Source organism: Hwanghaeella sp. LZ110, from assembly GCF_048892525.1.
Classification (GTDB): domain Bacteria; phylum Pseudomonadota; class Alphaproteobacteria; order UBA8366; family Aestuariispiraceae; genus Pacificispira.
The window spans coordinates 304,468-318,857 of the sequence record NZ_JBLZHT010000005.1; the positions used below are offsets into that span (position 1 = coordinate 304,468).

Sequence of the window (14,390 nt, forward strand, 5' to 3'; positions counted from 1 at the left end):
TCATACTCTCCCTTATGAGGTGCCCGCATCCGACAGGCTCGATTGGGCTTTGCTAATCAGGGCGTCCTGCAACATCTTGCCGGTGCGCCGGTAATGCTGCAGCAGCAGCGTTACAGCCAGATCCGCATCACGCGCCAGAACGGCGTCAGTGATTGCTTCATGTTCACAGCCGACATCACGACTGTCTGAACTGCTGGTGCGGGCAATGCTGCGATAGCGGTTGTTTTCATCAAAGAATTGATTGCACAGCCGCAGCAAGATGCTGGAACCGCAAGCAGCAATCAGCGCTATGTGAAAGCTCTTGTGGCACCGCTCCCATTCCAGGTCGAATTCACCGCTGCGTGACGAGGATTTCAGACGATGCCGCGCCAGCACGATGCCTTCCACCCAATCCGCCTCACCGCGTTCAATTGCCAGTCGCAACGCCCGTTCTTCGACCAGACAGCGAATATCCAACAACTCTCCAAATTCGCTGGCGCTGATTTCTGCGACCCGAAAGCCGCGCTGATCCTGTCGCACCACAAGACCATCGGAAGACAGTGAACTGAGGGCCTCGCGCACCGGTGTCGCACCGACATCCAGCGCGCGGGCTATTTCCTCAATCTTCAGCTTGGTACCCGGCGCAAATTTACCGCTGATGACATCCTCTCGGATACGCGTGAACGTCTCACTGGTCCTGGAGCGGAACCGGCTTTCATCCGTCGTCGTAGCCATAAGGCCTATCCTTTCAGCCTGGTTGATACCACCGCGATACTCTCACTCACTCTTAACCCTTATGCGATAAACTGGTTTGGTCTAAACCTGCTCTGCAACAATCGGGTTGGACAGCAGACCGATATTTTCAATCTCAACTTCAACCCGGTCGCCGGCCTTCATCCAAACCTGGGGGCGCCTTGCATGCCCGACGCCACTGGGCGTTCCCATGGCAATCAGATCGCCTGGCTCCAGTGTCATGATTTCAGACAGAATCTCAACGGTTCGGAAAGCATCAAAGATCATTTGATCGGTGTTAGAGCTTTGCATCACAGTCCCATTCAGGCGCGTCTGAATTTTAAGGCCACTGGCAGCGGCCGGCAATTCATCTGCCGTGACCACACAGGGACCCAATGCGCCGGTACCATCAAAATTCTTGCCCGCCGTCCATTGTGCTGATTTACGCTGATATTCACGGATACTGCCATCATTCATCGCAGTATATCCAAAGATAACCGATGCTGCGTCGCTTTTCTTGACATGACGGCATCGTTTGCCAATCACGATTGCTAATTCTGCTTCCCAGTCCAGTTGTTCAGAACAGACAGGCAGGATCATAGGGTCATTGGGACCAATCATGGACGTGGTACACCGCAGGAACATGGCAGGATAGTCGGGAATGGCATGGCCGCCTTCCTTGGCGTGATCTGCATAATTCAATCCAAGACAGATGATCTTACCCGGGTCCATAACAGGGGGTAGCAGGAGACAATCCGCCAAGGGCAGGCAATCCCCGTTCGGCGCGCCGGCAACGGCGCTGGCAACCCGGTCCCGCATGGATGCATCGGCAGCAATCAATCCGCGCAAGGCTTCCGGGGCTTCTGGCACCAGTGTCTGAATGTCGATGATTCCATTATCTGTAAGTGCGCCAAGCCGTGGCGCTCCCTCTTTTTTATACGTTACGTAGCGCATTTGCCCTCACTGAAATTTGAATAAAGTCGACAAGGCACTTGCCAACCTGGAACTGAGGTATTTGAAAATAACGATGAACACAATAAAATCAATATAAAACAAAATATCGATTTTTTATTGACTCCCGCAATGCCTCCAATATTGTTTGCATCAGCGGCGGGCTTCGGTTTGGCCGTAAAACAACAGTGCCAACAAGGAAGTCACCAATTGGTTTTTCAAACATGTTGGGGATTCCAAAGGGAGGAAATATGAAACACGTATTTAAGAAAGTCCTTGCTGTGGCCGCAATAGCGTCCGCCAGCTTTGTCGGGAATGCAGCATTCGCAGAATTTCCGGATCGCCCCATCACCATGGTTGTGCCATTTTCTGCCGGTACGTCTACGGATACTGTCAGCCGCCTGATCGCCAAGGTTATGTCGGAAAATCTGGGCCAGCCCATCGTCGTTGAGAACCGTGCTGGGGCCGGGGGCAGCGTTGGCACCAGTGAAGTTGTGAAAGCGGACCCAGACGGTTACACAATTGCCATGGGCACGGTCGGTACGCTTGCTATCAACAAGTCAATCTTCAAGGATCTGCCCTATGATCCAGAAGCAGATGTAACGCCTATTTCCTTCGTCGGATATACGCCAACACTGCTTGTTGTCGGCGCAGAATCGAAATTCCAAACACTGGAAGACCTAGTTGCGGGCTCCAAATCCGGTGATGGCATTACCTTCGCATCGACCGGTAATGGCACATCCACTCATCTGGCAGGTGAACTGCTTAAGGTGCTGACTGGTGGCCAAATGATCCATGTCCCCTATAAATCCGGGGCTGTCGGACTGGCTGCTGTGATGTCCGGCGAAGTGGATTTCATGTTCAACCATCCGGTTTCCGCCAAGAAGAATGTTGAAGCTGGCAAGTTGCGTGCCTTGGGCGTAAGCGGTGCCAAGGGATCCGTTGTCGCCCCCGAAGTTCCACCGATCAACGATAGCTATGACGGTTTCGACCTGATTGCATGGTGGCTGATCCATGGTCCGGCGAACATGCCAGATGATGTCACCAATAAGCTGAGTGCGGCTGTTACAGCAGCACTCAATGCCGATGAAGTGCGCGAACATTTTGCCCGCAGCGGTATCACTGAAGGTGATGTCCCTCTGGACGGCTTGAAGAGTTTCATTTCTGCTGAAGTTCAGAAATGGGGCGGAATTGCAGATGCCGCCAAGGCAAAGGCCGATTGATAGAACGCGCCAACAGTCAATAACTGTGGCTGGTTCACACGGCACACCAATATCATGCTAGAGTATTCTGTGTACGCCTTGGCAAACACAGGATGCTCTGGCATCGATCTCTCACCCCATTGGAGCATCTGATGATCCGTAAGAACGATCTTTCCGAGGTGCTATTCGCATTCGTGATCATCGCTTTTGGGCTGTTTCTGGTCTACAGCGGAATCGATCTGTCTATTGGAAAAATGAGCCGCATTGGACCCGGATTTCTGCCGCTGTGTCTGGGTGTGATTATTACCGTTCTTGGTATTGGAATCCTGTTCGAACGCCAGGAAAAACGCGATGACGGACCACCAAATCTGCGCGGATTGGCGTTGATCACATTGGCGATCGGGGCGTTTGCGGCGCTGGTCGAAACGACCGGCCTGTTCCCCGCTACGGCGGCCCTGGTGATACTGACGGCACTGGCCAATCACGAACGCATTCGTCCCCTGACATTGTTGGGCACGATCATCGGGCTGTGTGTTGTTGGATATCTGTTGTTTGTTGCCGCCCTGCAACTTCCGTTCAAGCCTATTTCACCAGATCTTATCTCCTGGTTCACGGGAACGAGTTAAATCATGGAACTGTTGTCAAATCTCGCGCTTGGAATGGAAACCGCGTTTTCCTATGACGCGTTGTTGTATTGTTTTATCGGCGTGTCGATTGGCACCTTTGTCGGGGCCCTGCCGGGCATTGGGCCAATGGTCACCATTTCCGTGGCCCTTCCGTTGACATTTGGCCTGGACCCAACAGTCGCCCTTATCATGCTGGCGGGAATATTCTATGGCGCGCAATATGGGGGCTCTATTACCTCAATCCTGCTGAACCTCCCGGGCACAGCATCGACCGCTGTGACGGCCCTGGACGGCTATCCGATGACAAAGAACGGGCGTGCCGGGCTGGCCCTTTTCATCAATGCCGTCGCGTCCTTTTGCGGCAGTTCGCTGGCGGTGCTGCTGGTTATGGGATTTGCCCCCACCATCGCCGATTTCGCCCTAGGATTTAATTCAACGGAATATTTTTCCGTGATGCTGCTGGGCCTTATCGCGGCCTGTACCATGTCGAATGGATCTACCCTTAAGGCGCTGGTTATGGTGGCCTTTGGTCTGGTGCTGGGCATTGTCGGGCTGGATTTAAATTCCGGCGTCCCCCGCTTTACCTTTGGATTTCTGGGCCTGACCGAGGGTGTCAGTTTGATATCCATCGCGATGGGCCTGTTTGGTATCGCCGAAATTGTCACCAAACTGGCCGAAGCCAAGAACGGGGCGCGCGCGCCTGACCCCGAAGTCAGGCATGTTTCCTTCCGCGATATGTTACCTAGAGGCAATGAATTACGCAGGCTTTGGGGACCCATCCTGCGTGGTACGGGGATTGGATCCATCATTGGGGCATTGCCAGGGTCCGGGCCGACCGTTGCGGCCTTCATGGCCTATGCCATGGAAAAAAAGGTCAGCCGGACGCCGGAAAAGTTTGGCACTGGCGCGCTTGAAGGCGTCGCTGCGCCCGAAGCCGCAAATAATGCCTCCGTCCAGGCGGCTTTTATCCCGACACTCAGCCTGGGAATTCCAGGGGATGTGGTCATGGCAATCCTGTTGGGTGCCATGATCATGCACGGTATCATTCCCGGGCCACAGTTCATTTCTGCGCAACCTGCCATGTTCTGGGGCCTGATTGTCAGCTTCTGGATTGGCAATGTTATGCTGCTGATCCTGAATTTGCCCTTGATCGGGTTGCTGGTAAAGATCATCACCGTGCCTGCGCGCATCCTGTATTCTGTTGTGATCTTCTTTATCTGCATCGGGTCCTACAGCGTCGCCAATAATGTGCTGGACGTCTTTGTAACCTTGGTATTTGGATTGGTCGGCTATCTGTTAATGCGCCTGAACTACAATGCCGCACCGGTTCTGCTGGGCTTTATTCTGGGCCCGATGATGGAAGAAAACCTGCGGCGCTCGCTTGTCATATCACGCGGCGACCTGACGGTCTTTTTGGATCGACCAGTCAGTGTGGGCCTGTTGCTTGTCTGCCTGCTGCTGCTGTTGATGCCGCTGCGGAAGCCTTTGATGCGTTACATTCGGATGGCCAGCCAACGGTAACAAAGGCCGGGAACCAAAGCCAATGACCGCAAACCCGCGCCGCACTTACCGTGAGGCGGGGTGTTCTATGCCGTTGCGACAGGAATGCCCAATTGCAAATCGATGTAATTCTGGCAGCACTTAATGGCGCGGTCACGCGATGTCATGCGTTCATAGGTGGACAAGACCAACCAGTGCCCGTCGATCATTGTTATCAGGCCAATCGACGCCTGACGGGCATCAATGGTAATACCGTGCTGTTTGGCGGCGGCGGCGAACAATGTTTCCGTTCGATCCTGATAGGCACGATAGCTTTCACTGTTCGCTTCCCGGACCAGCGGATTAAACCGAATCTCATGCCAGAAAGTAATGAAGGCATTGCGTATCAAGGGCGTATTAACCTTGGGAGAAAAGACCGCCATTGGCAGGGCACGCAATTGCTTTTCCGGATCATCCCCGACAGCAGCCTGGCATTTAGCAACATAATTTGCCGCCGTGTCATAAAGGTGCCGAAACGCAATCTCCAGCAGATGTTCCTTGCTTTCGAAATAATGGCTCATCAAGCCACGGGAACTGTCTGCCTCGGCACAGATAGAACGGACCGTAGTCCCAGCGACACCATGTTCCGCCAAAGACCGGATGGTGCCCTCAATCAGCGCATTGCGTCGATATTCATTAATCTCAGGATGCGTCCGGGGCCGCTCTTTCGCCTTGCGCTTTTCCAGCATATTCTTCTCCCAGCAACGTAACACCAGCACTTAAATCATTTTGATAAGCTGGATGTCCGGCATATTTTCAACCAAGGTTAACAGTACCCTGTTCCGCCGGACTATGGCAATTCCAGAAGCTGGTAAGGGCCGGCTTGCCTGGAAGAATGAACGCACCGCACCCCTTCTGGCGGCATGGGCGCTGACATTTTCCCATCCTGCCGGACACCTATTCTTCCCGCCTGCTCTTTCCGCCTGGTTATTTTTGCCAATGCGGGACCCAATCTCCCTCCATTTGCAAGGAAAGGCCTGCAGCATCTTCCTCCAGTTTTACAACATGCAATTCCCCCTTGTCCCCGCCATAGGTGGTTTGCGCCTTAAGGAAGCGATCCCGTACCAAGCGCGTGACACTGGCTTCCGTCCCGGCGGCATCACAGGCCCCTACGATCAAATTCAGGTCCTTCATGCATAGATCCAATGTGAAGGACGGATCATAATGCCCTTGAAAGACAGAGGGCGCGTCGTGATGCATGCACCAGCTTTCCGATGCCCCGATCTTTAATGCTTCCCAGGCGCGTTTCAGATCCACACCGGATTTCACGGCCATGACCAATGCTTCGCCCATGGCGGTCGCATGAATGGCCCACAGTTGATTGCTGGCCAGCTTGGTGATCGCCCCGGATCCATTCGGCCCCATAAAATGCACGGGTCCCATCAGTTCCATCATCGGGCGCAGGCGCTCAATCGTCGCCTCATCCCCGCCTGCAAATTGCGTCATATTGCCATTGCGCGCGCCATCCACAGCGCCTGTTACAGGCGCATCAACCGCGATGGCCCCCTTGGCATGAATTTCGGCTGCCAGCGCCCGGCTGAGTGTGGGTTCATTGGTGGTCATATCGATCCAGACCTGCCCCGGCTGGATCGCAGAGAGCAGTCCATTCTCACTGCGCAACACGGATTCAATCTGTTTCGGGCCAAACACCATCGTGAATATTACATCGGCACCCGCAGCGGCCAGGGCCGGTGTGTCCGCCCATTGTGCACCCAGTTCCAAATGCGCCTTGCCACGATTACGATCCAAATCACAGACGGTCAGCTCATGCCCGCCCTTGATTAGATTCAAAGAGGCCGCGCCGCCCATTGTCCCAAGTCCGATAAAGCCAATACGCATGATTATGTGTCCTGTTCTATTGTGTGTGTGAAAACGAGCCTGGGACGAGAAAAACTCACGCCATCTGGGGCAGAATCACGGCCGATTCAGGCACCAGTTGAACGGTCATTTGATCGCTGTCCACGGCCTTGCCATGCGCCCTGGCCACTGCAGAGGGGACAGATACGGTCAAAGGCGTTTCCAGGCCATCCCCCGTCATCATGAAGTGCAGATGTGTTCCGAAATAAGCGCGGTTGATGATCCTCAGGCTTAACCCATTCGAATCCTTGGCGATCGTAAAATTCTCCGGTCGGATGGCGACCAGCACCTTATCCCCCTTCGCAAATCGTCGATCGCCGGAGGGAAATTGCAGGTCCCCGAAACACGGCATGGTGATGGAAACAAATCCGGGCTCCTGCGCTTGTACAATGCCGGGGATCAGGTTCATTTCACCAACGAATTCTGCGACCTCTCGATTGACGGGCAGATCATACAGATCGGTTGGCGGACAGCATTGCAGAACCTTTCCTTTGGACATGACCGCAATTTTATCGGACAGGGTCAGCGCCTCTTCCTGATCATGGGTTACGAAGACGAAAGTGATGCCGACTTCTCGCTGGATCGCCCGCAATTCTATCTGCATGCTTTGACGCAGGCGCTTGTCCAGCGCCGATAATGGTTCATCCAGTAACAAGACTTTAGGCTGTACAATAAGGGCCCTCGCCAGGGCGATACGCTGCATCTGCCCGCCCGATAATTGCGAGGGACTGCGGTCGCCATATCCTTCCAAATGCACCAGTTCCAGCATTGCATCGACTCTGCGCTGCCATTCCGCCCGGGCCAGCTTTTGGCGGCGCAGGCCATACCCCACATTATCCGCAACACTGAGATGCGGAAAAATTGCATAGCTTTGAAACACCATGTTGGTCGGGCGTCGATAGGATGGAACCGACGTGACATCGACGCCATCGATCATGATCCGCCCCGACGTTGGCCTGTCCAAGCCGCCCAGCATAGTCAGCAATGTCGTCTTGCCACAGCCAGACGGCCCCAACAGGGAAAAGAAGGATCCTTTGGCAATGTCCAAATCGACATTGTCCACCGCGATCACAGGCCCATAAGTCTTTCGGATCGACCGTAAGGAGATGAAATCATCCGTCATAGTAAAGTCCTTAAAAAATTAAGCCTGTTTCGATCTTAGCCGCTGCGAGATCACAATCAGAATACTAGACACAATGATCACGACACTGGCCAATGCGAGGACAAGCGGCAGACGGTCCGGGAACCGCATCTGGCTCCACATAAAGACCGGCAAGGTTGGTGAATTACTGGACAGAAAGAAGGCCAGAATGAACTCATCAAAGGAGATCGTGAATGTCAGCAAAAGGCTGGACACAATGCCGGGCATGGCCAGGGGCAATGTGACACGGAAGAAGGTTGCCAGAGGCGGTTCCCCCAAATCCATGGAGGCACGCTCAAAATCCGGGCTCAACCCGTCAAACCGGGAAACCAGAACGCCATAGGAAAACGGCGTGCAAATCATCAGATGCCCCAAAATGACAGTCGCCAGCGACAGGCCTAGCCCCGTCATCATGAAGATCGACAATAATGCGACACCCGTCACCACCGTCGGCAAAGCCAAAGGCACAAAAAGTGAAACCGTCGCCAAAGACCGCCCCCGAAACCGATAGCGGGTGGTCGCCATGGCAGCCAGCATGCCGCTGAATGTCGCAAGAATTGCCGTTGTCACCGCGATAATCATGCTGTTGGAAAACGCCGACAGCAGCTGTTGGTTCTCCATTGCCGCCTGATACCAGCGCAGTGTGAACGCCTTCAATGGAAAGGCGATATAAACAGAATCATTGAACGAAAAGGCGATGATCAAGACGATCGGTAAATACAGCACAATGAAATAAATCATTGCATAGAAGAGTCTTACTTTGCGCATCATGACCTACCGAATTGCCTTAATGGCTTGCCTGGAACCTGCGATGAAAATGCAGACCAGCAGCGTTGCGACCAGCATGGCAAGCAGCGCGACAGCCGCGCCCAAAGGCCAATTGTTAGAGGCGCCAAACTGCATGGCGATAAAGTTTCCGATCATAACCCCGGTCGGCCCCCCCAATAAATGGGGCGTCACGTAATCTCCGAAAGTCGGGATAAACACCAAGACAAAGGCCGCTGTTACCCCTGGCAGAGAAAGCGGCAGGATCACCCGAAAGAAGGTCTGCATCGGTGTGTCGCTTAAATCCCCCGATGCGCGGATCAGGGACCGGTCTATTTTCTCCAGGCTGACATATATTGGCAGGATCGCAAATGGCGCCCAGGCATGGGTCAATGCGATCACCACGGATGTTGAATTATACAGCAGGGCTTCTATAGGCTGATCCACAATCCCCAACCCGATCAGGCTGGTGTTTATCATCCCCTGATAGCCAAGAATCAGCTTCCAAGACAGGACACGCAAAAGATAACTGATCCAACACGGCAGGGTGAACAGCATCAGCCACAGCAGCTTGTTGCGGGTCAAATCAAAGGCCAGCAGATACGCAATGGGATAGGCCAACACCAGAGACAGAAGTGTCACACCAAATGAGATCAATGCTGACTTTACCATCAATTTTAATATCAGCGGACTGGTCAGGGCCAATTCAACATTATGCGTGGAGAATGTCAGATCGATATCAAGGTAACTCTGGCGCGCCACTGCCAGCACCATCAGCACCACCATACAAATTGCCAGCGTCGCAACGGTCGTCAACATTGCTGGCGTCAATAAGAAATACGGGCTATTGGAACGCCGTGACATGCGCTGTCCCCATCCTGACGAAATTCACTTCCGTCCTTAGTTTTTGTATCTTGGGCTATTCATTTGGCGTAACGCAACAACGACTTTATTAAAAAATTTGTCAGTCGTCCAACATATTTTATTGAAATTTATTGTCTGATCATTATAAAATTTTCTTAAACGCCCCCTTTTTATAGGTAGATGTCTTCCTTCTCTGAAGTGAGTTCTGCTTCTTCAGAGGGCAATGCTGGCGGCGTAAAACCGTAACTCAAACCGGGCTCATGCCTACTATTCTATCGCCCTCAATTTTCAACAGCATTGTCGTCGCCTGCCGACGCTCCATCATGAAAGCTTCAGCTGAGTTAAGATCACTCTCAACTTGCAGGCGGCAAAGTTCAATTTGCTTCAACAATTCATCATTCCATTCTAACAGAGACAACTTGCGCTCATTCAGTGTCAGCTTGGTGTTCCATACGGATGACAAACCGCCGATCGTGCGTTGCATTTTGCCGTCTGTTTGCTTTAACAGATCACCGCCCGCATCAAGCATGAGGATTGCATCTTGAATGTCGCGCTTCCTAAACTGTTTCAATCGCTCTTCACCTGGAAAAACAGTCAGTAATTGCCAGCCACAGGCACGCGCGCGTATACAAAGAAGTAAGGTATTGTATAGATCGTACATGAGTTTCTGATGGTCCCGAATTATCGTTTCCAACCCCTTCGAACCGAACCCTTCTTTATCCTTCAGTTCCAAGATTCGATCACTGTCACTGCGAATATCAGCAAGAATATGCTCCTGCACTTCCAGCAATCTTGCTTCATGGCTTTCGATCTGAACACGAATGCTTTCAGTCCATTCTCCTTCCAAAACTGACTGCGCTACTTGCTCCATGTAACGAATTGCACCCGTAATAGCGGACCGCCGATGTTCTTCCTGAAAGCGTTGTATTTTCGTTACACCCGACTTGATATCATCCAGTTTTCGGCTGATATCAGCTAGGTGCTTTTGTGCAACGGCGACAGATACGATTTGGAATACTGCCCCAGCATTAACGATGCTTGATAGTGTTGATGGTTCGAACAATTTTGCATGTTCTGAAATTGTGCCATTGGACGCGCGAACGACGGCTGAAAAGGCTCCATCTTTTCCTTTCTGCAAACTTCCCTTAACGACCACTTCCATATAATGGGTGTTTGCAACTTCAATTGCTGTCGCCACCCCGGGTACAGCCGAAAGCAGAGGGGAGAGTCGGCTGATGCAACTGTCTTCCTCACCAACACTATTCCATTGCACTGGGCCTGGGTCTGTAATTTGCGTCATCGACAAGCACGGGACATTTTGCGCGTCAGAAATCTCCAGTGAATCGGAACGCTCGAACTGTAGTTCTCTTACCAAAACTGGGAGAGTCGAATCAAAAGCATCTTCGATTTTTACGTCAGTCGGTGCGTGACTATCGAGAATTCTCTTTCTCAGATAAGCAATGTGAAGAACACATGGAACAGTAACCCGAAAGGCGGGCTCGGCCAGATCGAAGACAAACGCGCCCCAACCAATTGGGTGCAATCGGGTCAGTGCAAAAAGAACAGTCGTTTTCGCGATGGCTTTGGTAGTCGTGAGCGTCCCTGAGGCCGTGCGTCGGGCTTCTGCCATCACCTCCTGTTGTTCCTCAGCAGTGAGGTTTTTCCATTGGCGCTCAAGATAAATCGTCAGCAGATTGTTCTCATTTTTCAGCAAATTGCCTTTCTCATAGGGTATGTCGAGCTTCTTACACACATCGACTACAATTTCATCGTAAGGTGGCCCTTCATTCCCACGGAAGATATTACGAAAGGAGTTACCGCCGAATAGTCGAATCTCATTCCCAATTTGGCGGTGATACTTGGAATGCGCAGGAGAATGTTTTTTATAATCATCATCTTGATCGAGAAAGTTCGTAACACGACCAACAACGACCTCTACCAATGGCGCAAGATCATCATCACTACACACAGACAAAAGTGCATAAAGATCACCTGACTTTATAGCTTCAAGAGTATCTGCAGGAAGAGGCTCAGTCGTTAAATCCTTCATTATTACATCCGCCCATTTAGAGTGATTTCAATTATATAGAATTATACAAACATGCGCTTCTGTCGATTGTTAAATAAAAAATTCCGCAACCATTGATCATAGAAGATGCGGTCAGATTTTGAGTATAAAAATCAGTGATTATATCTGGATCAAGATTGAGACGGTTTTGCTTAACAAACGAATACTAACACGGCGATAGTCCCCGCAGCCCATCAAGAGACGTCGATCCTTCAATGGTAGACTGCGCCCTTTTCATACTGAAATCACCTAAGGTCCTAAAAATGCAACTAAATCAGTAAAACCTATAACAGTTATTAATTTTCTTTGACGGACGTCCAACAAATTTATATTGAATGTTGCAGCATTTTCTGTAACGCTCTGCCTCACTGTTAAGCGATATGAAAAGGAAATGCCTTTATGCGCCCAGAAGATGTCATCAATCTTGATGCCTATCCCATTCAAGACCCGGCCAGCCTGGCGCGTGCTGAAATTGTGGCCCGGCTGAAGCGGGAACTGGACGCAAATCAATATGTATCGCTGCCTGATTTCATTCGCCCTGCGGCATTGGAACGAGCCGTTGCAGATGCAAAGGCCGCCAGAGTGAAAGCCCATCACAATAAATCGCGCCGCAATTGTTATCTGCATCGCAAGGGGGATCCGTCTCTACCGGAAGATCACCCTCAAAACCTGATGATGGATGCCAGCACGCGGATGATCGCCTATGATCTGATCCCCCAAGACTCCCCGGTCAAGACACTGTATCACTGGGATGTTGCGCGGTCCTTCATCGCTGACATCGTCGGGGCTGAAAAGCTGTACGACAATGAAGATCCCTGCCAACCCGTAAACCTGTTATGTTATGAAAATGGGGATCGATCATCCTGGCATTTCGATTCCGTGAATGCTTTCACGATGACCCTGATGCTTCAGGCCCCGGACGCCGGTGGCGACTTCCAACTGGTGCCCAATACGCGCAGTGATGACGATCAAAACTATGATTATGTGCGCAAGGTTGTGATGGGTGAATGCCCACAAGACGCAGTCTCTGTCGCCCGTCATGCGGGGTCCCTGTGTATATTCCGGGGCTGTAATTCCCTGCACCGCGTCTCTGAAGTGAAGGGAGATAAAATGCGGATCATGGGCGTATTTGTCTATGAGTTCGAACCCGGTGTAATTGGCGATCCGGAAGTCAATGCAACCGTTTATGGACGCGAAAGCACTGCGACAGCGTAACCTTCGGGCAGCCTCTTCCGGCGCCGGAAATTAATCGTTCTACAAGCGTTAGAAAATAAATTTGTTGAACATCCGTCAAACTTTATCTTATGGTTTGACTGGGAGATACATGAAGCAAGGGAGGATGACATGAAAGGTGGTCTACAGCGTTGGTTGATTGACGAATTGGAATGCGGGCGCGTTACACGTCGGCGTTTACTTCAGATGATGGGGGCCGTCGGTGTTGGTCTTGCGACGACAACACGGTCCGGCAGCGCACTTGCAGATGGGTCTTTGACCATCCTGTCCTGGTCTGGATATGACATTCCAGAAATGGCCCCGGCCTATTTCGATGCCCATCCTGCGCCAAACTTCACCTTGATGGGGTCCGATGAAGAAGGCTTCCAGAAGGTCCATGCGGGCTTCCGTCCGGATCTTGGTCACCATACCAGTTTTATCGTCGGAAAGTATCGCGATGCCGGGCTGTTAAAGCCAATTGATCGGTCTCGCCTGACCCATATTGATGACTATTTTCCTGAATTATCACAGATCGTTACGATGGACGGCCAATTGTGGGAAGCCCCTTTGAGTTGGGGGAATTCCTCGGTCATCTATCGCCGCGACAAGGTAGAAGTGACGGAGGAATCCTGGGGCTTGTTATGGGATGAACGCTATAAGGGGCGCATCGCGTCACGCGATTCTCTGGAAGGCCTGTTGATTGTCGGGGGACTTTATACCGGTGCGGCAGATCCCTGGGCGATGAGTGATGCGGAGCTGGCGAAAGCGAAAGCAGCCCTGTTGGCGCAAAAGGAACTGGTCCGCTTCTATTGGTCCAGCCAGACCGATATGGAACAGGCCTTTGCGAATGGAGAGATCGTTGCTGCCTATGGCTGGAATGCGTCTGTCGCCATGTTGCGCAAGCAGGGTATCGATATGGCCCTGATGAAATGCAAGGAAGGCATTGTCACCTGGACGGACGGTCTTGTCATGATGAATGGTGGCAGCGGGTCGGAAGACCTGGCCTATGAATTCATCAACGCCTATATGTCACCAGAAGTTGGCGCTTTCCTGATCAACTCCTATGGCTATGGCAGCGGCAATGCCAAAGCATATGAGTCCGTAACCGATGAACGACTCGCTGAATTGGGGATCACAGATCCGGACGTCGTCATCTCAACCTCTAAGTTCCAGCGTGAAATTTCATCAGACATTCGCCAAAAGTATCAGGCCGTGTTTGACGAAGTGAAGCTGTCGTAACGAGGCCGCGCGCGTCGGAAGGAGGGGCTGACGCGCGCGCCTCACCCTGATTGCTTAATAAATACCTGATTGCCTTACCTCACTGTCATAAAACTCGGGCAGGTGGACTAAGCGGAGACGTTGACTGTTTTCACAATGAAGTGTCAAAGTTTGCGCATATAGCCTCACACGCCTTATTTGTTCCATTCTAGTGAAAAGATTTTAAACCTCGCTAT

Annotated in this window: 13 protein-coding genes; 5 read left to right on the plus strand and 8 right to left on the minus strand. The window is 51.9% G+C overall.

The window, feature by feature from the left end:
- Positions 1 to 12: 12 nt before the first annotated feature.
- Together ACOSDM_RS12645 and ACOSDM_RS12650 are read right to left on the minus strand one after the other, a co-directional pair.
- The gene (locus tag ACOSDM_RS12645; RefSeq protein WP_420724895.1) at positions 13 to 714 is read right to left on the minus strand and encodes a GntR family transcriptional regulator; all 702 of its coding nucleotides are present in this window, start codon (positions 712 to 714) and stop codon (positions 13 to 15) included.
- A gap of 81 nt (positions 715 to 795) precedes the next feature.
- Positions 796 to 1,665 carry a fumarylacetoacetate hydrolase family protein gene (locus ACOSDM_RS12650; protein WP_420724896.1) on the minus strand — a complete coding sequence of 290 codons (870 nt, stop codon included), beginning with the start codon at positions 1,663 to 1,665 and terminating at the stop codon, positions 796 to 798.
- A 248-nt stretch (positions 1,666 to 1,913) separates the two neighbouring features.
- Between ACOSDM_RS12650 and ACOSDM_RS12655 the strand changes: the two genes are divergently transcribed.
- From ACOSDM_RS12655 to ACOSDM_RS12665, 3 genes are all read left to right on the plus strand, one after another.
- Positions 1,914 to 2,885, plus strand: coding sequence for a Bug family tripartite tricarboxylate transporter substrate binding protein (locus ACOSDM_RS12655; RefSeq protein WP_420724897.1), 972 nt, complete (start codon positions 1,914 to 1,916; stop codon positions 2,883 to 2,885).
- Between the two features lie 131 nt (positions 2,886 to 3,016).
- Positions 3,017 to 3,490, plus strand: a complete 474-nt coding sequence (locus tag ACOSDM_RS12660; protein WP_420724898.1) for a tripartite tricarboxylate transporter TctB family protein — start codon at positions 3,017 to 3,019, stop codon at positions 3,488 to 3,490.
- A gap of 3 nt (positions 3,491 to 3,493) precedes the next feature.
- The gene (locus tag ACOSDM_RS12665) at positions 3,494 to 5,011 is read left to right on the plus strand and encodes a tripartite tricarboxylate transporter permease (RefSeq protein ID WP_420724899.1); all 1,518 of its coding nucleotides are present in this window, start codon (positions 3,494 to 3,496) and stop codon (positions 5,009 to 5,011) included.
- Between the two features lie 65 nt (positions 5,012 to 5,076).
- Here ACOSDM_RS12665 and ACOSDM_RS12670 read toward each other — a convergent pair whose 3' ends face one another.
- The 6 genes from ACOSDM_RS12670 to ACOSDM_RS12695 all read right to left on the minus strand — a co-directional run bounded on the left by ACOSDM_RS12670 (position 5,077) and on the right by ACOSDM_RS12695 (position 11,706).
- Entirely contained in the window at positions 5,077 to 5,718 is a 642-nt protein-coding gene (locus tag ACOSDM_RS12670) for a TetR family transcriptional regulator C-terminal domain-containing protein (protein WP_420724900.1), read from the minus strand.
- Positions 5,719 to 5,956: 238 nt separating this feature from the next.
- Positions 5,957 to 6,868, minus strand: coding sequence for an NAD(P)-dependent oxidoreductase (locus ACOSDM_RS12675; protein WP_420724901.1), 912 nt, complete (start codon positions 6,866 to 6,868; stop codon positions 5,957 to 5,959).
- Positions 6,869 to 6,923: 55 nt separating this feature from the next.
- The gene (locus ACOSDM_RS12680; RefSeq protein ID WP_420724902.1) at positions 6,924 to 8,009 is read right to left on the minus strand and encodes an ABC transporter ATP-binding protein; all 1,086 of its coding nucleotides are present in this window, start codon (positions 8,007 to 8,009) and stop codon (positions 6,924 to 6,926) included.
- An 18-nt stretch (positions 8,010 to 8,027) separates the two neighbouring features.
- Positions 8,028 to 8,798, minus strand: a complete 771-nt coding sequence (locus ACOSDM_RS12685) for an ABC transporter permease (RefSeq protein WP_420724903.1) — start codon at positions 8,796 to 8,798, stop codon at positions 8,028 to 8,030.
- Between the two features lie 3 nt (positions 8,799 to 8,801).
- Positions 8,802 to 9,656, minus strand: a complete 855-nt coding sequence (locus ACOSDM_RS12690; protein ID WP_420724904.1) for an ABC transporter permease — start codon at positions 9,654 to 9,656, stop codon at positions 8,802 to 8,804.
- 247 nt (positions 9,657 to 9,903) lie between these two features.
- Positions 9,904 to 11,706 carry a hypothetical protein gene (locus tag ACOSDM_RS12695; protein ID WP_420724905.1) on the minus strand — a complete coding sequence of 601 codons (1,803 nt, stop codon included), beginning with the start codon at positions 11,704 to 11,706 and terminating at the stop codon, positions 9,904 to 9,906.
- 417 nt (positions 11,707 to 12,123) lie between these two features.
- Between ACOSDM_RS12695 and ACOSDM_RS12700 the strand changes: the two genes are divergently transcribed.
- Entirely contained in the window at positions 12,124 to 12,939 is an 816-nt protein-coding gene (locus tag ACOSDM_RS12700; RefSeq protein ID WP_420724906.1) for a HalD/BesD family halogenase, read from the plus strand.
- Between the two features lie 129 nt (positions 12,940 to 13,068).
- On the plus strand, positions 13,069 to 14,175 hold the full coding sequence (locus tag ACOSDM_RS12705) for an ABC transporter substrate-binding protein (RefSeq protein ID WP_420724907.1): 1,107 nt from the start codon (positions 13,069 to 13,071) through the stop codon (positions 14,173 to 14,175).
- Positions 14,176 to 14,390: the final 215 nt, after the last annotated feature.

Bases quoted from the DNA above. Each gene is read 5' to 3' on its own strand.
- ACOSDM_RS12645 (WP_420724895.1), bottom strand. From the start codon at position 714: ATGGCTACGACGACGGATGAAAGCCGGTTCCGCTCCAGGACCAGTGAG.
- ACOSDM_RS12650 (WP_420724896.1), bottom strand. From the start codon at position 1,665: ATGCGCTACGTAACGTATAAAAAAGAGGGAGCGCCACGGCTTGGCGCA.
- ACOSDM_RS12655 (WP_420724897.1), top strand. From the start codon at position 1,914: ATGAAACACGTATTTAAGAAAGTCCTTGCTGTGGCCGCAATAGCGTCC.
- ACOSDM_RS12660 (WP_420724898.1), top strand. From the start codon at position 3,017: ATGATCCGTAAGAACGATCTTTCCGAGGTGCTATTCGCATTCGTGATC.
- ACOSDM_RS12665 (WP_420724899.1), top strand. From the start codon at position 3,494: ATGGAACTGTTGTCAAATCTCGCGCTTGGAATGGAAACCGCGTTTTCC.
- ACOSDM_RS12670 (WP_420724900.1), bottom strand. From the start codon at position 5,718: ATGCTGGAAAAGCGCAAGGCGAAAGAGCGGCCCCGGACGCATCCTGAG.
- ACOSDM_RS12675 (WP_420724901.1), bottom strand. From the start codon at position 6,868: ATGCGTATTGGCTTTATCGGACTTGGGACAATGGGCGGCGCGGCCTCT.
- ACOSDM_RS12680 (WP_420724902.1), bottom strand. From the start codon at position 8,009: ATGACGGATGATTTCATCTCCTTACGGTCGATCCGAAAGACTTATGGG.
- ACOSDM_RS12685 (WP_420724903.1), bottom strand. From the start codon at position 8,798: ATGATGCGCAAAGTAAGACTCTTCTATGCAATGATTTATTTCATTGTG.
- ACOSDM_RS12690 (WP_420724904.1), bottom strand. From the start codon at position 9,656: ATGTCACGGCGTTCCAATAGCCCGTATTTCTTATTGACGCCAGCAATG.
- ACOSDM_RS12695 (WP_420724905.1), bottom strand. From the start codon at position 11,706: ATGAAGGATTTAACGACTGAGCCTCTTCCTGCAGATACTCTTGAAGCT.
- ACOSDM_RS12700 (WP_420724906.1), top strand. From the start codon at position 12,124: ATGCGCCCAGAAGATGTCATCAATCTTGATGCCTATCCCATTCAAGAC.
- ACOSDM_RS12705 (WP_420724907.1), top strand. From the start codon at position 13,069: ATGAAAGGTGGTCTACAGCGTTGGTTGATTGACGAATTGGAATGCGGG.